The 16,626-nt window shown below is 63.4% G+C and carries 14 protein-coding genes; 10 read left to right on the plus strand and 4 right to left on the minus strand.

All coding sequences use genetic code 11. The features are described 5' to 3' along the window. The 5 genes from glyS (at position 1) to ISO4_RS04345 (ending at position 4,921) form a co-directional block, all read left to right on the plus strand. A complete protein-coding gene (glyS, locus tag ISO4_RS04325) occupies positions 1 to 2,088 on the plus strand; it encodes a glycine--tRNA ligase subunit beta (protein ID WP_228547912.1) in 2,088 nt (695 codons plus the stop codon). A 263-nt stretch (positions 2,089 to 2,351) separates the two neighbouring features. Beyond that, a complete protein-coding gene (locus tag ISO4_RS04330; protein ID WP_194855288.1) occupies positions 2,352 to 3,146 on the plus strand; it encodes an SDR family NAD(P)-dependent oxidoreductase in 795 nt (264 codons plus the stop codon). Between the two features lie 31 nt (positions 3,147 to 3,177). After that, the gene (gene gmhB / locus ISO4_RS04335; protein ID WP_142947956.1) at positions 3,178 to 3,732 is read left to right on the plus strand and encodes a D-glycero-beta-D-manno-heptose 1,7-bisphosphate 7-phosphatase; all 555 of its coding nucleotides are present in this window, start codon (positions 3,178 to 3,180) and stop codon (positions 3,730 to 3,732) included. Beyond that, positions 3,729 to 4,487: a lysophospholipid acyltransferase family protein gene (locus ISO4_RS04340; RefSeq protein ID WP_142947957.1), complete on the plus strand. Its 759-nt coding sequence runs from the start codon at positions 3,729 to 3,731 to the stop codon at positions 4,485 to 4,487. Before gmhB ends, ISO4_RS04340 begins: the two co-directional genes overlap by 4 nt. A gap of 71 nt (positions 4,488 to 4,558) precedes the next feature. Next, a complete protein-coding gene (locus ISO4_RS04345) occupies positions 4,559 to 4,921 on the plus strand; it encodes an H-NS histone family protein (protein ID WP_142947958.1) in 363 nt (120 codons plus the stop codon). 60 nt (positions 4,922 to 4,981) lie between these two features. On the opposite strand, the gene gyrB is transcribed toward ISO4_RS04345, so the two are convergent. The 4 genes from gyrB to dnaA all read right to left on the minus strand — a co-directional run bounded on the left by gyrB (position 4,982) and on the right by dnaA (position 11,109). Next, positions 4,982 to 7,396 carry a DNA topoisomerase (ATP-hydrolyzing) subunit B gene (gene gyrB / locus ISO4_RS04350; protein ID WP_142947959.1) on the minus strand — a complete coding sequence of 805 codons (2,415 nt, stop codon included), beginning with the start codon at positions 7,394 to 7,396 and terminating at the stop codon, positions 4,982 to 4,984. A gap of 9 nt (positions 7,397 to 7,405) precedes the next feature. Beyond that, entirely contained in the window at positions 7,406 to 8,506 is a 1,101-nt protein-coding gene (gene recF / locus ISO4_RS04355; RefSeq protein ID WP_194855289.1) for a DNA replication/repair protein RecF, read from the minus strand. Positions 8,507 to 8,578: 72 nt separating this feature from the next. Continuing rightward, entirely contained in the window at positions 8,579 to 9,679 is a 1,101-nt protein-coding gene (dnaN, locus tag ISO4_RS04360; protein WP_142947961.1) for a DNA polymerase III subunit beta, read from the minus strand. A 26-nt stretch (positions 9,680 to 9,705) separates the two neighbouring features. Beyond that, positions 9,706 to 11,109, minus strand: a complete 1,404-nt coding sequence (gene dnaA / locus ISO4_RS04365; protein WP_142947962.1) for a chromosomal replication initiator protein DnaA — start codon at positions 11,107 to 11,109, stop codon at positions 9,706 to 9,708. Positions 11,110 to 11,566: 457 nt separating this feature from the next. Between dnaA and rpmH the strand changes: the two genes are divergently transcribed. The 5 genes from rpmH to ISO4_RS04390 all read left to right on the plus strand — a co-directional run bounded on the left by rpmH (position 11,567) and on the right by ISO4_RS04390 (position 16,539). Continuing rightward, complete coding sequence (rpmH, locus tag ISO4_RS04370; RefSeq protein WP_083209650.1) at positions 11,567 to 11,701, plus strand: 50S ribosomal protein L34; 135 nt, start codon at positions 11,567 to 11,569, stop codon at positions 11,699 to 11,701. Positions 11,702 to 11,740: 39 nt separating this feature from the next. Further along, positions 11,741 to 12,127 (plus strand): ribonuclease P protein component, encoded by a 387-nt coding sequence (gene rnpA / locus ISO4_RS04375; protein WP_194855290.1) that lies wholly within the window; start codon positions 11,741 to 11,743, stop codon positions 12,125 to 12,127. Between the two features lie 42 nt (positions 12,128 to 12,169). Beyond that, positions 12,170 to 13,906, plus strand: a complete 1,737-nt coding sequence (gene yidC, locus ISO4_RS04380; protein ID WP_194855291.1) for a membrane protein insertase YidC — start codon at positions 12,170 to 12,172, stop codon at positions 13,904 to 13,906. Between the two features lie 105 nt (positions 13,907 to 14,011). Continuing rightward, positions 14,012 to 15,388 carry a tRNA uridine-5-carboxymethylaminomethyl(34) synthesis GTPase MnmE gene (gene mnmE, locus ISO4_RS04385; protein ID WP_194855292.1) on the plus strand — a complete coding sequence of 459 codons (1,377 nt, stop codon included), beginning with the start codon at positions 14,012 to 14,014 and terminating at the stop codon, positions 15,386 to 15,388. Positions 15,389 to 15,498: 110 nt separating this feature from the next. Then, positions 15,499 to 16,539: a GGDEF domain-containing protein gene (locus ISO4_RS04390; RefSeq protein ID WP_194855293.1), complete on the plus strand. Its 1,041-nt coding sequence runs from the start codon at positions 15,499 to 15,501 to the stop codon at positions 16,537 to 16,539. The last annotated feature ends 87 nt before the right edge of the window (positions 16,540 to 16,626 follow it).

A 16,626-nucleotide genomic window follows, 5' to 3' on the forward strand; every position in this document is an offset into this window, starting at 1 on the left:
ATGGCGAACGATATGGCCAAGCGGGATTTGTTGATTGAACTGGGTACCGAAGAGCTGCCCCCCAAGGCTCTGCCGGATCTGAGCGCCGCCCTCACCGAGGAACTGGTGCGCCAGCTGGACGACGCCGGCCTGGCGCACGGGGCGGTGGAAAGCTTCGCCGCGCCGCGCCGTCTGGCGGTGCTGGTGCGCGATCTGGCCGACAAGCAGGCGGATCGCCAGGTGGAACGCCTGGGCCCGGCCCTGCAGGCCGCCTACGACGCCGACGGCAAACCCACCAAGGCCGCCGAAGGCTTCGCCGCCTCCGTGGGCCTGAGCGTGGACCAGTTGGACCGCCGCGACACCGACAAGGGCGAGCGGCTGTTCGCCCAGCTCACCGAAGCCGGCCGACCCACCGTGGAGCTGGTGCCGGACTTTCTCGCCCAGGCGGTCAACAAGCTGCCGATTCCCAAACGCATGCGCTGGGGGCGCCGCAAGGTGCAGTTCGTGCGCCCGGTGCACTGGCTGGTGGCGCTGTACGGTAGCGACGTGATTGATTTCGAGCTGCTCGATCAGCGCGCCGGACGCACCTCCCGGGGCCACCGCTTCCACGCGCCGGACGCCATCGAGTTGAGCGAAGCGGGCGACTACGCCACCCGCCTGGAGCAGGACGGCAAGGTGATCGCCGACTTCCCGCGCCGTCGGGAAATGATTCGCCAGCAGGCCGAGCAGGCCGGCCGCGACGCCGGTGGCCGGGCCCATCTGGATGAGGATCTGCTCGACGAGGTCACCGCCCTGGTGGAGTGGCCGGTGGCCCTGGCCGGCCGGTTCGACGACGACTTCCTGCGCGTGCCCCAGGAAGCCTTGATCACCGCCATGGAAGAGCACCAGAAGTATTTCCCGGTGCTCGACGCCAACGGCAAGCTGACCCCGCATTTCATCACCATCAGTAATATCGAATCCCGCGATCCGCAGAAGGTGATCGCCGGCAACGAGAAGGTGATCCGCCCGCGCCTGGCCGACGCCGCCTTCTTCTACGACAACGACTGCCGCAAACCCCTGGAACAGCATGCCCAGGGCCTCGCCCAGGTGGTGTTCCAGCAGAAGCTGGGCACCCTGGCGGACAAGTGCGACCGCATCGGCTGGCTGGCCGGCGAGATCGCCGACCGCATCGGCGGTGACGCCAACCTGGCGCGGCGCGCCGGCGCGCTCAGCAAGGCGGATCTGAACAGCGAGATGGTGTACGAGTTTGACACCATGCAGGGCGTGATGGGCTATTACCTGGCCCGCAACGAGGGCCTGCCCGAAGAGCTGGCCCAGGCGCTGCACGAGCAGTATTTGCCGCGCTTCGCCGGCGACGGACTGCCGCGTACCAAAACCGGCCAGGCGGTGTCCCTGGCGGACAAGATCGACACCCTGGTGGGCATCTTCGGCATCGGCCAGAAGCCCTCCGGCACCAAGGACCCCTACGCACTGCGCCGCGCCACCCTGGGCATCCTGCGCATCATCATCGACAACCAGCTGCCGCTGGACCTGCGCGACCTGCTCGACCAGGCGGCGGTGGCCCTCGGCCAGCGTATCGACGCCGACCTGGTGGACGAGGCCTTCGACTTCGTCAAAGGCCGCTACCGCGCCATGTACCAGGAGCAGGGCTTCGCCACGCCGGTGATCCTGTCGGTGCTGGCCCTCGACGAAGCCTGCCGCCGGCCGCTGGATTTCGACCGCCGGGTGCGGGCGGTGGCGGCGTTCCAGAACCGCGACGAAGCCCAGGCCCTGGCGGCCGCCAACAAGCGCGTCTCCAACATCCTCGCCAAGCTCGACAAGGCGCCGCCGGAAGAGATCGACGGTGCCCTGCTGGAGGAAGAGGCGGAGCAGACCCTCACCGACATGGTGGTGGACGCCTACGCCCGCTCCGAGCCGTTGCTGGAAGAGGGCAACTACGAAGCGGTGCTGGCACTGCTCGCCGAACTGCGCGAGCCGGTGGACGCCTTCTTCGACCAGGTGATGGTGATGGCCGAGGACCCGGCGGTGCGCGACAACCGCCTGGCGCTGCTCACCTTCCTGCGTGACCTGTTCCTCGACGTGGCCGACATCAGTCTGCTGCAGGAATAGGAGCGTTCTACCCATTTAGCGGCTTCGTAGCGCGGTTCGCTCTCGGTGCCGGTGTCCAGGACCCGCCGTGAATCCATCCCTGGAGGCTTGTGTTCGGCTCCCTGCCTCACACAGTCCTGGACACCGGCACCGAGATCGAACCTCCATTGGGAGCACACCGCAATGGGCGTCTACGAAGCAAGATTTGTGGGGCTTGGCCCTTGAGAAGTTCTCACCTCGGCGCCACTGCATAGGGTAATTCCGCTTAACTCGAAGGAGTCCCCATGCGCATTGACCTCTCAGGCAAGAAAGCGATCGTTTCCGGCTCCACCGCCGGTATTGGTTTCGGTATCGCCCGGGGCCTGGCCCTGGCCGGCGCGGACGTGGTGATCACCGGCCGCACCCAGGAACGGGTGGACCAGGCGATCGACGCTCTCAAGCAGGACACCAAGAGCGACGGCATCGCCGGCATCGCCGCCGATCTGGGGCGAGCCGACGGCTGCCAGGCACTGATCGACGCCCATCCGGACGCGGATATCCTGGTCAATAACGTGGGCATCTTCGAGCCAAAGGCCTTCTTCGATATCGACGACGACGACTGGGAGCGGTTCTTCCAGATCAACGTGATGAGCGCGGTGCGGCTGTCCCGCCACTATGCCCGGGGCATGCGCGACCGGGGTTGGGGCCGCATTCAGTTCCTGTCCAGCGAATCGGCGCTGAATATTCCCACCGAAATGGTCCACTACGGCATGACCAAAACCGCCGTGCAGTCCATTTCCCGGGGCCTGGCCAAGGTGCTGGCCGGTACCGGTGTCACGGTGAACGCCATCCTGCCCGGGCCGACCCGCTCCGAGGGCGTGCGCAAGATGCTGAAGAGCATGGCGGAGCAGCGCGGCCTGTCCGAGCAGGAGATGGAGAAGCAGTTTATCCAGGAAGCGCGCCCCAGCTCGATCATCCAGCGCGTGGCCGAAGTGGAAGAGGTGGCCAATATGTCGGTGTACGCGGCCTCGCCCCAGGCGTCCGCCACCACCGGGGCGGCCTTGCGGGTGGAAGGCGGAATCGTCGATACCATGGCCTGATACGGTGCCCGGGCCTGATATACTGCCGCCCATGAACGCATCCAAACTGGTTATTCTCGACCGCGACGGGGTGATTAACGAAGACTCCGACGCCTACATCAAAACCCCCGAGGAGTGGCGCCCGCTGCCCGGCAGCGCGGCCGCCATCGCCCGGCTTAATCACGCCGGTTACCGCGTGGTGGTGGCCACCAACCAGTCCGGGCTGGCACGGGGCTATTTCGATCAGGCCGGCCTGGACGCCATTCACCGCACCATGGCGGCCCACCTGGAGGGCGCCGGGGCCCGGCTTTCCGGCGTGTTTTTCTGTCCCCACGGCCCGGACGACGGCTGCGCCTGCCGCAAACCGTTGCCGGGACTGATCGACCAAATTGTTGCCGAGTATGGCGATGTCACCGGTGTCCCCATGGTTGGTGATAGTCTGAGGGACCTGGAAGCCGGCGTCGCGCGCGGCTGCCGCCCGGTGCTGGTGCTGACCGGCAAGGGCCGGCGCACCCTCGACAAAGGCTTGCCGGAAACCCTGGGCCCGGTGGATGTTTACGATTCCCTGGCCGGGTTCGTCGATCAGTTTCTCAAGGACCCTTCATGAAAGAACCCGCCGGTGGCCCGCCCAGTTGGGGCATCCGCATTCGCAGTGTGCTGTTTTTCGTTATCTACAACGCGGTGGGCATTGTCCATGGTCTCAACTGCCTGCTGATTGGCTGGTTTCTCCCCCGCGATCAACGTTACCGTTTTGTGAATATCTGGACCCGCTTCGCCATGTGGCTGCTCGGCCGTCTCAACGGCGTGCGTATCCGGGTGGAGGGCCGCGAGCATTTGCAGGACGGGCCGATGGTGATAATCGCCAACCACCAGAGCAGTTGGGAAACCTTTTATCTGCAATTATTGATCTCGCCCCAGGCCACGGTGCTGAAACGGGAACTGCTGTGGCTGCCGTTTTTCGGCTGGGGCCTGGCGCTGCTTAATCCGATTCGCATTGATCGCGGCAAGGGCAGGGCGGCACTGAAAGCGGTTTTGGAGCAGGGCGCCGAGCGTCTTAAGGACGGCATTCCGGTGGTGATTTATCCGGAAGGCTCCCGACAGAAACCCGGTACTTTGGGCCATTTTAATCACGGCGGTTCGTTACTCGCCTGCCGTAACAAGGTGCCGGTGGTGGCGATCAGTCATAACAGCGGCGATTGCTGGCCGGCCCGTTCCTGGCTGCGCTTGCCCGGTGAAATTATTTTGCGTATCAGCCCGCCCATTAATACCGAGGATAAAGACGCAAAAACCGTTACCCGGCTGGCGGAACAATGGATTTTTGAACATTATCCCGGTGAACCGGCCAAAACCCCGAAAGCGTAATTGCGTTTTTTTCTAATAATAACTACAGTTTCCCGCACAAGGCCGACCCTATCTATTAAGGACCACCGAAAATGACTATCAATCTTGACGATCTTTCTGTCGCGGAACTGGAAAAACTGATCAAGCAGGCTGAGAAAAAGCTCGAGAAGAAACGTCTCGACGCGGTGAAAAGCGCCCAGGCGGAAATTTCCAAGATCGCCAAGGATCTCGGCGTTTCCGTGGATGACCTGCTGCAGGAAAAAGCCAGCCGGCAGAAGAAGGCGGCTCGCAAAACCACCGCCCGCAAGAAGAAAGCAGGCGTTCGCAAGCCCGCCAAGGTGAAATACCGCAACCCGAACGACAGCTCGCAAACCTGGACCGGCCGTGGCAAGCGCCCGGTGTGGCTGCGCGAAGCCCTGGAAAACGGCGCCAAGCTGGAAGATTTCGCGGTTTAACCCCGCCGGTTTGAGAGCCAGGCAACCGGGCGCCCGCCCGGTTGCTCCCTTCTGTTTTTTCTAGATATCCAGATTGGACACCTGCAGCGCATTGGACTCAATGAACTTGCGGCGCGGGTCCACGTCGTCGCCCATCAGGGTGGTGAAGATCTGATCCGCGGCAATCGCGTCCTCCACCGTTACCTGCAGCATCCGACGGGACTCCGGATCCATGGTGGTTTCCCACAGCTGGTCGGCGTTCATCTCCCCCAGACCCTTATAGCGCTGCACACTGGTGCCGCGGCGGGCCTGTTGCATCAACCAGGCCAGGGCCTCGGCGAAGTGGCGGATCGGTTTGCGGGTTTCACCGCGCTCCACGGCCGCGTCACTGGCCAGCAGCCCCTCGAGCGTCTCGCCCAGGTGCTTGATGCGCCCGTAATCCGGCGATTGCAGGAAGTCCAGTGACACCCGGTACTCCCGGGGCACCCCGTGGGCGATCACCTTCACATGGGGCAAATAGAGGCCTCTCTCGGTGTCCAGCTCCGGGCTCACCGTGAACGTCTGGCTACCGTCGGTGAGGGCGTCCACGCGGGCGCCCAGATCGGCGCACCACTGCTTCATGAAGGCTTCGTCGGTGAGCTTGCTCTCGTCCACGGACGGCATGTAGATCATCTGCTCGAGCACCAGCGCCGGGAACACCCGGGACTGACGGTCGACGATGCGCATCACCTGGCGGTATTCGCCGATCAGGTTGCCCAGGGGCTCACCGCTCACCGGCGGGGCGTCGTTGCCCGGGTAGAGGGCGGCCTTCTCCAGCGCCAGGTTGGTGAGGTAGTCCTCCAGAGCCGGGTCATCCTTGATGTAGGTTTCCTGCTTGCCCTTCTTGACCTTGTAGAGCGGCGGCTGGGCGATATACACATGGCCGCGGGCGATCAGCTCCGGCATCTGCCGGAAAAAGAAGGTGAGCAGCAGGGTGCGGATGTGGGAGCCGTCCACGTCCGCGTCGGTCATGATGATGATGCGGTGGTAGCGCAGTTTTTCCACGTTGTATTCATCACGGCCGATCCCGCAGCCCAGTGCGGTAATCAAAGTGCCTACCTCTTGCGAGGAAAGCATCTTGTCGAAGCGGGCTTTCTCCACGTTGAGAATCTTACCCTTCAACGGCAGGATCGCCTGGTACTTCCGGTCGCGGCCCTGCTTGGCGGAGCCGCCCGCGGAATCACCCTCCACGATGTAGAGCTCGGAGAGCGCCGGGTCTTTTTCCTGGCAGTCCGCCAGCTTGCCGGGCAGGCCGGCGATATCCAGGGCGCCCTTGCGGCGGGTCATGTCGCGGGCCTTGCGGGCGGCGTCCCGGGCCCGGGCCGCGTCGATGATTTTCTGCACGATCTGCTTGGCTTCCTGGGGATGCTCCAGCAGGTAATCCTGAAATTTCTCGGACATGGTCTGCTCAACGGCGGTCTTCACCTCGGAGGAGACCAGCTTGTCCTTGGTCTGGCTGGAGAACTTGGGATCCGGCACCTTCACCGAAATCACCGCCGTCAGGCCTTCGCGGGCGTCGTCGCCGGTGGGGTTGGCTTTTTCCCGCTTGAGGAAGCCTTCCCGGTCCATGTAGTTATTCAGCGAACGGGTCAGCGCGGCACGGAAGCCCGCCAGGTGGGCACCGCCGTCGCGCTGGGGAATGTTGTTGGTGAAGCAGAAAATATTCTCCTGGTAGGAGTCATTCCACTGCATGGCCACTTCCACGGCGATGCCGTCTTCCCGGTCGAACTGGAAGTGGAATACCTCATTGAGCGCGGTCTTGCTCCGGTTGAGGTAGGTGACGAAGGCACTGAGACCGCCTTCGTACTCAAAGATGTCCTCGTCGCCGGTGCGCTCGTCCTTCAGGTGGATACGCACGCCGGAGTTCAGGAAGCTCAGCTCGCGCAGTCGCTTCGCCAGGATGTCGTAGTGGAATTCGATATTGGTAAAGGTCTCGGACGACGGCCGGAAGTGAATCGCGGTGCCGGTGCTGTCCGTGGTGCCCACCGTATCCAGCGGCTTTTCCGGCACGCCGTGGCGGTAACTCTGCTCATACACGTTGCCGTGGCGACGGATGGTCAGCTTCAGGGATTCGGACAGGGCGTTGACCACGGAAACGCCCACGCCGTGCAGCCCCCCGGAGACCTTGTAGGAGTTGTCGTCGAACTTACCGCCGGCGTGCAGCACCGTCATGATCACCTGAGCGGCGCTGACACCCTCTTCGGTGTGCATGTCCACGGGGATGCCGCGGCCGTTGTCCGATACGGAGATGGATTCATCCGGATGGATGACCACCCGGATCTCGGAACAGTGCCCGGCCAGGGATTCGTCGATGGAGTTATCGACCACCTCGAAAACCATGTGATGCAAACCGGTGCCGTCATCCGTATCACCGATGTACATGCCGGGACGTTTGCGAACGGCGTCCAGACCCTTCAGCACCTTAATGCTGGATGAATCGTAGTTTTGTTCCGCCATGTCTTTACCTTATGGATCGTCCGATATCCGCTGAACACGGCCATGTTCCACGTGGAACATTCGGGCCGCAGCGCCCTTATGCTCATCAATAGCGGGGTCCAGGTGCTCCCTGTCCACCGCCGTTATCAATGTTTGGTGTGATCCCGCCGCCAGAAACCCCAGCAACGTGGCCCGGTGGGTCTGATCCAGTTCAGAACCCAGATCATCCACCAGCAGCGTGCAGACCTTCCCGGCCTCCTGGATCAGGGGAAGCTGGGCCAGCACCAGGCCGTAGGCCATGATCTTGGCCTGGCCTCGGGACACCCGGTCCCGGGCAAGGCTGCCACCCGCCGTGATCTTGAGCTCGGCACGGTGAAAGCCGGTGTGGGTAAACCCGCGACGCAAATCTTCATCGCGGGAGCGGGCCAGGGCGTCCAGATAGGATTCGCCCTCCCGGCGCCCGGTCTGCAAAACCAGCCCGCCTTTGATCTCCGGAGCGAGCAACGCCATCGCTTCCAGCCAGCGGCTTTTCAGCCGCTGCAGATACCCATCACGTAACCGTTCAATACTATCAGAACTGGCCGCCAGTTTCTGGTCCCAATAGCCCAACTCCCGGGGGGTTACCCGGCCGCTGCGCAGCAGGGCATTGCGCTGCTTCAGGGCGGCGCTGGCTTCCTTCCACACCGGCAGGAAGGAATGTTCCACGTGGAACATTCCCCAGTCCAGAAACCGCCGGCGCAGAGCGGAGGGCCCGAAGATCAACTCCACCGACTGGGGGTGCAACGCCAGCACAGGAAGCAGGGCGGCCACATCGCTCAGGGCACCTGGCGTGGCGCCATTGAGCTTCAGCGACTGGATGCCGCCGGGGGCGCGGCGAATGCCGAGCCGGTGATGGTTTTCACCAATCTCCACGCGGGCGAACAGGGTGGCGGCGTCGGCGCCGTCGCGGACCAGCCGGGACAACCGGCCGCCGCGAAAGGAGCGACCGCCACTGCCGATAAAGTAGATGGCTTCCAGCAGACTGGTTTTGCCGCTGCCGTTGGCGCCGACAATCAGATTCAGTCCCGGCGCCGGCGAAAGCTCCGCCTGCTGATAGTTACGGAAATCCGTGAGTCGCAGATCAGCTAGCATGAAAGGGCAAGAAGGCGGGGAAGAGTGGGCGCCCGCTGAAAGCAGGCGCCGGTGCTTGGCAGGGGGCGCGCCCTAGAGGCGCATCGGCATAACCACATAAATGGCCGCCTCGTGCTCCGGATCGGTGATCAGAGCACTGCTGTTGCTGTCGCCCAGTTCCAGGCGGGCCTGGGTGCCGTCCATGGTGTTGAGGACGTCGAGCAGGTAGCTGACATTGAAGCCGATTTCCAGGGGGCCACCCTGGTAGTCCACGGACACTTCCTCTTCCGCTTCTTCCTGCTCCGGGTTGTTGGCGACGATACGCAGGCTGCCTTCGGAAAGCTGCACCCGCACACCGCGATACTTCTCGTTGGAAAGAATCGCCACCCGGCTCAGCGCCTGGCGCAGCGTTTCCCGATCGGCCATCACCACCCGGCTGCCGTCCTTGGGAATAACCCGTTCGTACTCCGGGAACTTGCCGTCCACCAGTTTGGAGGTAAAGGTAATCGATCCGGCTACAATGCGAATGTGGTTACGACCCAGGGTGAGGCGTGCGTTCTCCGCGGCGTCGGACAGGATCCGCGCCAGCTCCATGACACCCTTCCGGGGCAGGATCACGCCGGCTTCCTCGCTCTGGCCTTCCAGGGCCGCGTCGCACAGCGCCAGGCGGTGGCCGTCGGTGGACACCGCCCGCAGCATGCCGGAGCGCAACTCGAACAGCATGCCGTTAAGGTAGTAGCGGACGTCCTGCTGGGCCATGGAGAAAGCGGTATGGTCGATCAACTGACGCAGGGTATGGGGCGCGATCTCCAGCACCGAACCGCTGTTGTCCTCTTCCTGATTGGGAAACTCGGACGCGGGCAGAGTGGCCAGGGAGAAACGGCTGCGGCCGGAGCGCACCAGCATTCTCTCGCCGTCCACCTCGAAGCGGATGTCCGCTTCCGCCGGCAGGCTCTTGGCGATGTCCACCAGCTTGCGGGCCGGCACCGTGGTTTCACCGGCCTGGTGTTCGCCTTCCAGCGGCAACCGCGCCACCAGCTCCAGTTCCAGGTCGGTGCCGGTCAAGGAAAGTTGGCCGTCCCCCACTTCCATGAGCACATTGGACAAAACCGGCAGCGTTTGGCGTTTTTCGACCACCGCGGCAACTTGCTGTAGCGGTTTGAGCAGTTGTTCACGGTTGATGGAGAATTTCATGTCGCTTTCCCGTTTCAGTTGATCCGTCAGGACGTCAGGGTCCTCAGGAGGTTTTGATAATCTTCTTCTATTTCCGGATTGGATTCGCGCAGCTCCAGCACCTTCCGGCAGGCATGCAATACCGTGGTGTGGTCCCGGCCGCCGAAGCTTTCCCCGATCTCGGGCAGGCTATGGCTGGTCAGCTCCTTGGACAACGCCATCGCCACCTGGCGCGGCCTGGCCACCGAGCGGGTCCGCCGCGGTGAGTGCAGGTCCGGCACCTTGATCTTGTAGTACTCCGCCACCGTGCGCTGGATATTGTCGATGCTGATCTGACGGGCCTGCAGGGCGATCAGATCCTTGAGCGCTTCCTTGATCAGGCCGATATCGATCTGCGCCCCGGTGAAACGCACATGGGCGATCACGCGGCGCAGCGCGCCTTCCAGCTCGCGCACGTTGGAGCGAATGCGCTGGGCTATAAAGAACGCCGCGTCATTGGGCAGCTCGACGCGCGCCTCCTCCGCCTTCTTTTTCAGGATCGCGACCCGCGTCTCCAGCTCCGGCGGCTCCAGCGGTTGCGACAGCCCCCACCCGAACCGGCTTTTCAGCCGTTCCTCAAGGCCGTCCACTTCCTTAGGGAATTTATCGCATGTCAGGATGATTTGCTGCCCGTTTTCCAACAACGCATTAAAGGTGTGGAAAAACTCCTCCTGGGACTGCTCCTTACCTGCAAAAAACTGAATATCATCAATCAGCAGGGCGTCCACCGAACGGTAGAAGCGCTTGAACTCGTTGATGGTCTTATTCCGCAACGCCGAGATCATGTCCGCCACGAACCGCTCACTGTGCAGATAGACCACCTTGGCGTTGGGGTTGCGGCGCATCAGCTCGTTGCCCACCGCATGCATCAGGTGGGTCTTACCGAGCCCCACACCGCCATACAGCAGCAGCGGATTATAGCCGTGGCTGGCCGGGTTCTCCGCCACCTGCTGAGCCGCCGCGCAGGCCATGCGGTTGGACTTGCCTTCCACGAAAGTCAGAAAGGTGAAGCCCGAATTCAGATTGCTGCGGTGTTTGGCGGCACCGCCCAGCTCCGGCGACACCGCCTTGGCGCGGGGCTCGATCACCGGCGCCGCGCGGCTGTCGGCGGGGCGGCCACGGGCGGCACCGGCCTCCGGTTGCCGGGGTGCCGGGGCGGCCCGGGAGCTGCCCACTTCCAACCGTAACTGGGGCAGGGGGCCGCTCTTCAGCTCGCCCAGCACCTCGCTGATACGTTCCACGTATTTGTCGCGAACCCAGTCGACCACGAAGCGATTAGGCGCGAAAAGCGTCAATTCTCCGCCATCCTCGGAAGCCGTCACCTGTAACGGCCGGATCCACATGTTGAATTGCTGGGACGGCAGTTCGTCTTCCAGCCGAGTCAAACAGCGATTCCAAAGCTCCTCGGACACATCCCCGCCTTTACCGTCGATGGTGAATAAGACGTTGCATTCTATACCCCCGTCCGGCCAATTATCCACAGCTCCCGGGACCTTTTTCTTTTCACTTTTCCTGTGGATAACTACGGCGGTAACCCTGTGCGTACCCGGGCTCACAACTCTGGGGATAACCAGGTGGATCAATTCCGTCCCCAATTGACCACCGACTGTCCCCCGTTCGTCCCCGTGACTTACACACAGTTATACGTCAGTTGCCAACAGGCTAAACCATTGCTTTATATGGCTTTTTTCCGCTTATCCACAGAATCGGCCTTCCCTTACTATTACCACTGCTACTAAAAACATATAAATATTTAATTCTTTTAGTAACACCCCGACCCGCTCCGGAAAGGCCGGTTGACAGCCAGCCCCCGCACGACTATTATCCGCGACCTCTTAAGCCCATGACTTCCTATTTGGGGATGACGCCATGAAACGGACATTCCAGCCGAGCAACATCAAGCGTAAGCGTAACCACGGTTTCCGTGCCCGCATGGCCACCAAAAATGGCCGCAAAATCGTCGCGGCACGTCGCGCCAAAGGTCGTAAACGGCTGACAGCCTGAGTCAGCCTCCGGCGCTGACCGCTGTCTTCCGTTTTCGCCATGGTGCCAGTGTCAGCGCCCGATACCCCGTCCTTCCGCTTCACCCGAGAACAGCGCCTGCTTGACGGCGCCCAGTTCCAGGCCGTGTTCAACGCCGCGGACTGGCGGGTCTCCGACCGTTATTTTCTCATTCTTGCCCGCCGTAACGACCTGCCCCAGGCACGACTGGGTCTGGTGATCGGCCGTCGTAAAGCACGCCACGCCGTGGACCGCGCCGCGATCAAGCGCCGTGCCCGCGAACAGTTCCGTTTGCGCCAGCATGAGCTGGCCGGCCTGGATCTGATCGTGCTCCTGCGGGGCCCTTGTCCCAAGGAAGGGGGGCGTTCGTTGACACCGGCCCTGTCCGAGCTGCTGGACAAGCTGCTTGCCAAGCGTGGGCAAGACTGAGAAACTGCCGTCCGCTTTTTCTCGCCAGAACCCAATCGAATTATGGATATCCCTCGCGCGTTAGTGATCACTGGTATTGCCGTTGTTTCCTACCTGATGATCCAGGCGTGGCAACGGGACTATATGTCCCCGCAGACCACGCCGGTGGCCCAGGAACAAACCCTGGCCGACGACACCGCCCCCGCCAATGACAGCGACCCGCTGCCGCAGCCGGACAGCGCCGAGGGCACCGTGCCGGAACCCGCCGGCGAGCAGCAGGCCGAGGCGCTGGCCCCGGACTCCCAGAGCGGTGATTCCGAGCAGCGCATTGAAGTGAATACCGATGTGCTGGCCCTGGAGATCGACCCCCTGGGCGGCGACATCGTTCGCGTGGCCCTGCCGGAATACCCGCGCCACGCGGACACCCCGGATCAGCCGTTCGTTCTGCTGCAGAACGACGCCGGCCGGACCTATGTGGCGCAAAGCGGGCTGGTCGGCAAGAACGGCACCGACACCGCCGAAGGCCGCCCCACCTGGCAGGCCGGGCAGGACCGCTACCGCCTGCAGGACGGCGAGAAAGAACTCAACGTGGATCTCACCCTGAGCCAAAGCGGCGGGGTGGAGATCATCAAACGCTATACCTTTGAGCGCGGCAGCTACCTGGTCCGGGTCAGCCATATTGTCCGCAACAACAGCGGCGAGGCCTGGCAGGGCGCGCTCTACGGCCAGATCAAACGGGACGGCAGCGAAGACCCGGGCAAAAGCACCCAGGGCTTCATTCCCATGCCCACCTACCTGGGCGCGGCGTACTGGAGCCAGGACAAGCCCTACAACAAGTTGCCGTTCGACGACATGCAGGACGAGCCGCTGCGGCTCACCCAGGAGGGCGGCTGGATCGCCATGCTCCAGCACTATTTCGTGTCCGCCTGGATTCCCGATGCCCAGGGGCGCTACACCTACTCCACCCTGTACCGCGAGAACCGCAACGAATACCTGCTGCGCTTCGTGTCCGCCTCGGCGGAAGTTCAGCCCGGCGAGGAAAAGGTGTTCTACGCGGAGTTCTACACCGGTCCCAAGATCCAGGATCGCCTGGAAGCGATCAGCCCCGGCTTTAACATGACCGTGGACTACGGCTGGCTGTGGTTCCTGGCCCAGCCGATCTTCCACCTGTTGGTGTTCCTGCAGAGCGGCGAGCTGGATATCTTCGGCCTGCAGATGGATCTCGGCTTCGGGGTCGGCAACTGGGGCGTGGCGATCATCCTGCTGACGCTGGTGATCAAGTCCCTGTTCTTCAAGCTCAGCGCCACCAGCTACCGGTCCATGGCCAAGATGCGCAAAGTGGCCCCCGAGATGCAGCGCATCAAGGAAGAGAACAAGGGCGACCGGCAGAAGCAGCAGCAGGAAACTATGAAGCTGTTCCAGCGGGAGAAGATCAACCCCCTGGGCGGCTGTCTGCCGATTCTGGTGCAGATGCCGGTGTTCATCTCGCTCTACTATGTGCTGCTGGAATCGGTGGAACTGCGCCAGGCGCCGTTCTTCCTGTGGATCAACGACCTGTCGGTGATGGACCCGTACTTTGTCCTGCCGATTCTGATGGGCGCGTCCATGTTCCTGCAGACCCGCCTCAACCCGACACCGGCGGATCCCACCCAGGCCCAGGTGATGAAATGGATGCCGGTGATCTTCTCGGTGTTCATGCTGTGGTTCCCGGCGGGTCTGGTGCTGTACTGGCTGACCAACAACCTGTTGTCGATCGCCCAGCAGTATCTGATCACCCGCAAGATCGAACGCGGCGGGTGATCACCCACCGCGGCGAAGAAACCCAAGCCGGCCCGGCAAGGCCGGCTTTTTCTTTTCACTGCCCCTGTCTGGCGTCCCGCCGCCAGGGCTCCCTATAATCCCGCCATGTCCGCAGCCAGCTCCGACACCATCGTCGCTATCGCCACCGCCCCGGGCCGGGGAGGCGTGGGCGTGCTGCGTCTGTCCGGTGATCGCGCGCTCGACATTGCCAGATTGCTCATTGGTGAGCGCTCACTTTCGCCCAGAAAGGCGCATTTCAGCACCTTCAAGGATCCGGAAGGCCAGGTGATCGACGAGGGGCTGGTGCTCTGGTTCCCGGCACCCGGCTCGTTCACCGGCGAGGAAGTGGTGGAACTGCAGGGCCACGGCGGCCCGGTGATCCTGGATATGCTGGTGGCCGCCTGCGTGCACCACGGTGCCCGCCAGGCCCGCGCCGGGGAGTTCTCCCAGCGGGCCTTCCTCAACGACAAGATGGACCTCACCCAGGCGGAGGCGATCGCCGATCTGATCGACGCCGGCACCCGGGAATCCGCCCGCGCCGCCCTGAACTCCCTGCAGGGCGCGTTCTCCCGGGAAGTGAACACCCTGGTCGAGCAGCTCATTCAGTTGCGCATCTATGTGGAAGCGGCCATCGACTTCCCCGAGGAGGAGATCGATTTCCTCTCCGAAGGCGGGGTGGCCGACGACCTGCGCGGGCTGATCCGTCAGGCGGAGGAGGTGCTGGCCAGCGCCCGCCAGGGGCGCCTGGTCCGGGAGGGCCTGACCCTGGTGATCGCCGGCCGGCCCAACGCGGGGAAATCCTCGCTGATGAACGCCCTGGCCGGCTTCGACGCCGCCATCGTCACCGAGGTGGCCGGCACCACCCGGGACGTGCTGCGCGAAGCGATCCAGCTGGACGGCATGCCGCTCAATCTGATCGACACCGCCGGCCTGCGGGAAAGCGGCGACCAGATCGAGCAGGAGGGCATCCGCCGGGCGTTCGCCGAAATCAAGAAGGCGGACCGCTTGCTGGTGGTGGTGGACGCCCAGGAAACCCCGGACAACCTGGATGATCTGGCCACGCTGCTGCCGCAGAGCCAGCAGCAGCTGGACGATCTGGATCTGCCGGTGACCCTGGTGCTCAACAAGGCCGACCTGAGCGGCGACCCGCCGGGCCCCCACCCGGAGCGGCCGGATACCTTCATTCTGTCCGCCGCCAGCGGCGACGGCATGGACGCGCTGCGCCGGCATCTCAAAGCCGCCGCCGGCTACCAAGGCGAGGCGCAAAGCCGTTTCTCCGCCCGCCGCCGTCATATCACCGCTCTCCAGGACGCCCTCGCCGCCCTGGCCAAGGGCGCCGACCAGCTGCACCGGCACGCCGCCGGCGAGCTGCTCGCCGAGGACCTGCGGGCGGCCCAGCAGGCGCTGGAAGAGATCACCGGCGCCTTCACCGCCGACGACCTGCTGGGACGTATTTTTTCCTCCTTCTGCATCGGTAAATGAACCCGGACGGTATTTTAGGTATCTTGCGTACTGGCTAAATGCCAGCACCGGCCCGGTTCCGGTCGGGGGATCAGGCAGGATGCGCATGCTCGTGGGGGGCGAATGACGCAATGGGGACAAACGAAACGCTTGAAGTGCAGGGCGCCCAGGGGCAACGCCGGGCGCTGCTCAAAGCACTGCTGATCATCACCGGTGTGTCCGGTGCTCTATTCTTCGTGATTAACACGCAACGGGGGCTGCACCTGCTGGCCACCATCGAGCTGGTCACCGGCGCGGCGTCGATGATGCTGTATGTGGTGGTCAGCCGTACCCGCAATCTGCGGGTCTGGACGCTGGTTTATCTGATTCCCTTTCTGACCATCATGATGGTGGCGATGTACCTGCCCGGCACCTCACCGACGGTGTTCCTGTGGGTCTACATTATTCCGGTGATCTCCCATCTGTTGTTGGGGCTGCGGCTGGGTTTCGCGGTGGCGGTGTTCTTCATGCTCACCGCCTTCGCCATTTTCGTGATCAAGCATCCGCGTTTGCTGTACGAATTTCACTTCGCCAGCCTCGCCAATATTCTGATTTCCTGCGCGGTGGCGCTGGCCTTCGCCTACGTCTACGAGCGGGGCAGCGAAAAGGCCCGCGCCGGCCTGATGGTGATCGCTTCCACCGATCCGCTCACGCGGCTGGCCAATCTGTACCGCTTCCGTGAATCCTTCCAGCAGGAGCGGCACCGGGCGCAGCGCTACGACGCCGACCTGACCCTGCTGGTACTGGATCTGGATTACTTCAAGAAGGTCAACGACACCCACGGCCACGCGGTCGGTGACCAGGTGCTGATTCACGTGGCCAATATCCTGCGCCGGCGGCTGCGCGCTTCCGACCTGGTGTGCCGGGTCGGCGGCGAGGAATTCACCGTGTTACTGCCGGACACCGGGCTCGAGGAAGCGATCAAGGTGGCGGACAGCCTGCGCCGCTTGATCCGCGACACCCCCTACCGGGATCAGGCGGTGACGGTCTCGCTGTCCTGCAGCATCGGCGTGGCCCTGTGGGGCCGCGACGGCGACACCCTGGAACAGCTTATGGAGACCGGCGACAAACGTCTCTACCAGGCCAAGCAGGCCGGGCGGGATCGTGTGGAAAGCGGCCCGGTGGCGGGCTGAAGCCGCGGCGAAGGTGGACCCGTCGCACCCGGTTGCCGATACTGAGTGCCGACCAAGACCCGTCGCCGGCCGACACCGGGCCGCAAG

This window comes from Alloalcanivorax venustensis ISO4 (genome assembly GCF_015356855.1).
Taxonomy (GTDB): domain Bacteria; phylum Pseudomonadota; class Gammaproteobacteria; order Pseudomonadales; family Alcanivoracaceae; genus Alloalcanivorax; species Alloalcanivorax venustensis.

What these genes read in the sequence shown, in the direction of transcription:
- ISO4_RS04390 (WP_194855293.1), top strand. Translation starts at nt 15,499, where the DNA reads ATGGGGACAAACGAAACGCTTGAAGTGCAGGGCGCCCAGGGGCAACGC.
- ISO4_RS04345 (WP_142947958.1), top strand. Translation starts at nt 4,559, where the DNA reads ATGACTATCAATCTTGACGATCTTTCTGTCGCGGAACTGGAAAAACTG.
- rnpA (WP_194855290.1), top strand. Translation starts at nt 11,741, where the DNA reads ATGGTGCCAGTGTCAGCGCCCGATACCCCGTCCTTCCGCTTCACCCGA.
- dnaN (WP_142947961.1), bottom strand. Translation starts at nt 9,679, where the DNA reads ATGAAATTCTCCATCAACCGTGAACAACTGCTCAAACCGCTACAGCAA.
- recF (WP_194855289.1), bottom strand. Translation starts at nt 8,506, where the DNA reads ATGCTAGCTGATCTGCGACTCACGGATTTCCGTAACTATCAGCAGGCG.
- gmhB (WP_142947956.1), top strand. Translation starts at nt 3,178, where the DNA reads ATGAACGCATCCAAACTGGTTATTCTCGACCGCGACGGGGTGATTAAC.
- gyrB (WP_142947959.1), bottom strand. Translation starts at nt 7,396, where the DNA reads ATGGCGGAACAAAACTACGATTCATCCAGCATTAAGGTGCTGAAGGGT.
- glyS (WP_228547912.1), top strand. Translation starts at nt 1, where the DNA reads ATGGCGAACGATATGGCCAAGCGGGATTTGTTGATTGAACTGGGTACC.
- mnmE (WP_194855292.1), top strand. Translation starts at nt 14,012, where the DNA reads ATGTCCGCAGCCAGCTCCGACACCATCGTCGCTATCGCCACCGCCCCG.
- yidC (WP_194855291.1), top strand. Translation starts at nt 12,170, where the DNA reads ATGGATATCCCTCGCGCGTTAGTGATCACTGGTATTGCCGTTGTTTCC.
- rpmH (WP_083209650.1), top strand. Translation starts at nt 11,567, where the DNA reads ATGAAACGGACATTCCAGCCGAGCAACATCAAGCGTAAGCGTAACCAC.
- ISO4_RS04330 (WP_194855288.1), top strand. Translation starts at nt 2,352, where the DNA reads ATGCGCATTGACCTCTCAGGCAAGAAAGCGATCGTTTCCGGCTCCACC.
- ISO4_RS04340 (WP_142947957.1), top strand. Translation starts at nt 3,729, where the DNA reads ATGAAAGAACCCGCCGGTGGCCCGCCCAGTTGGGGCATCCGCATTCGC.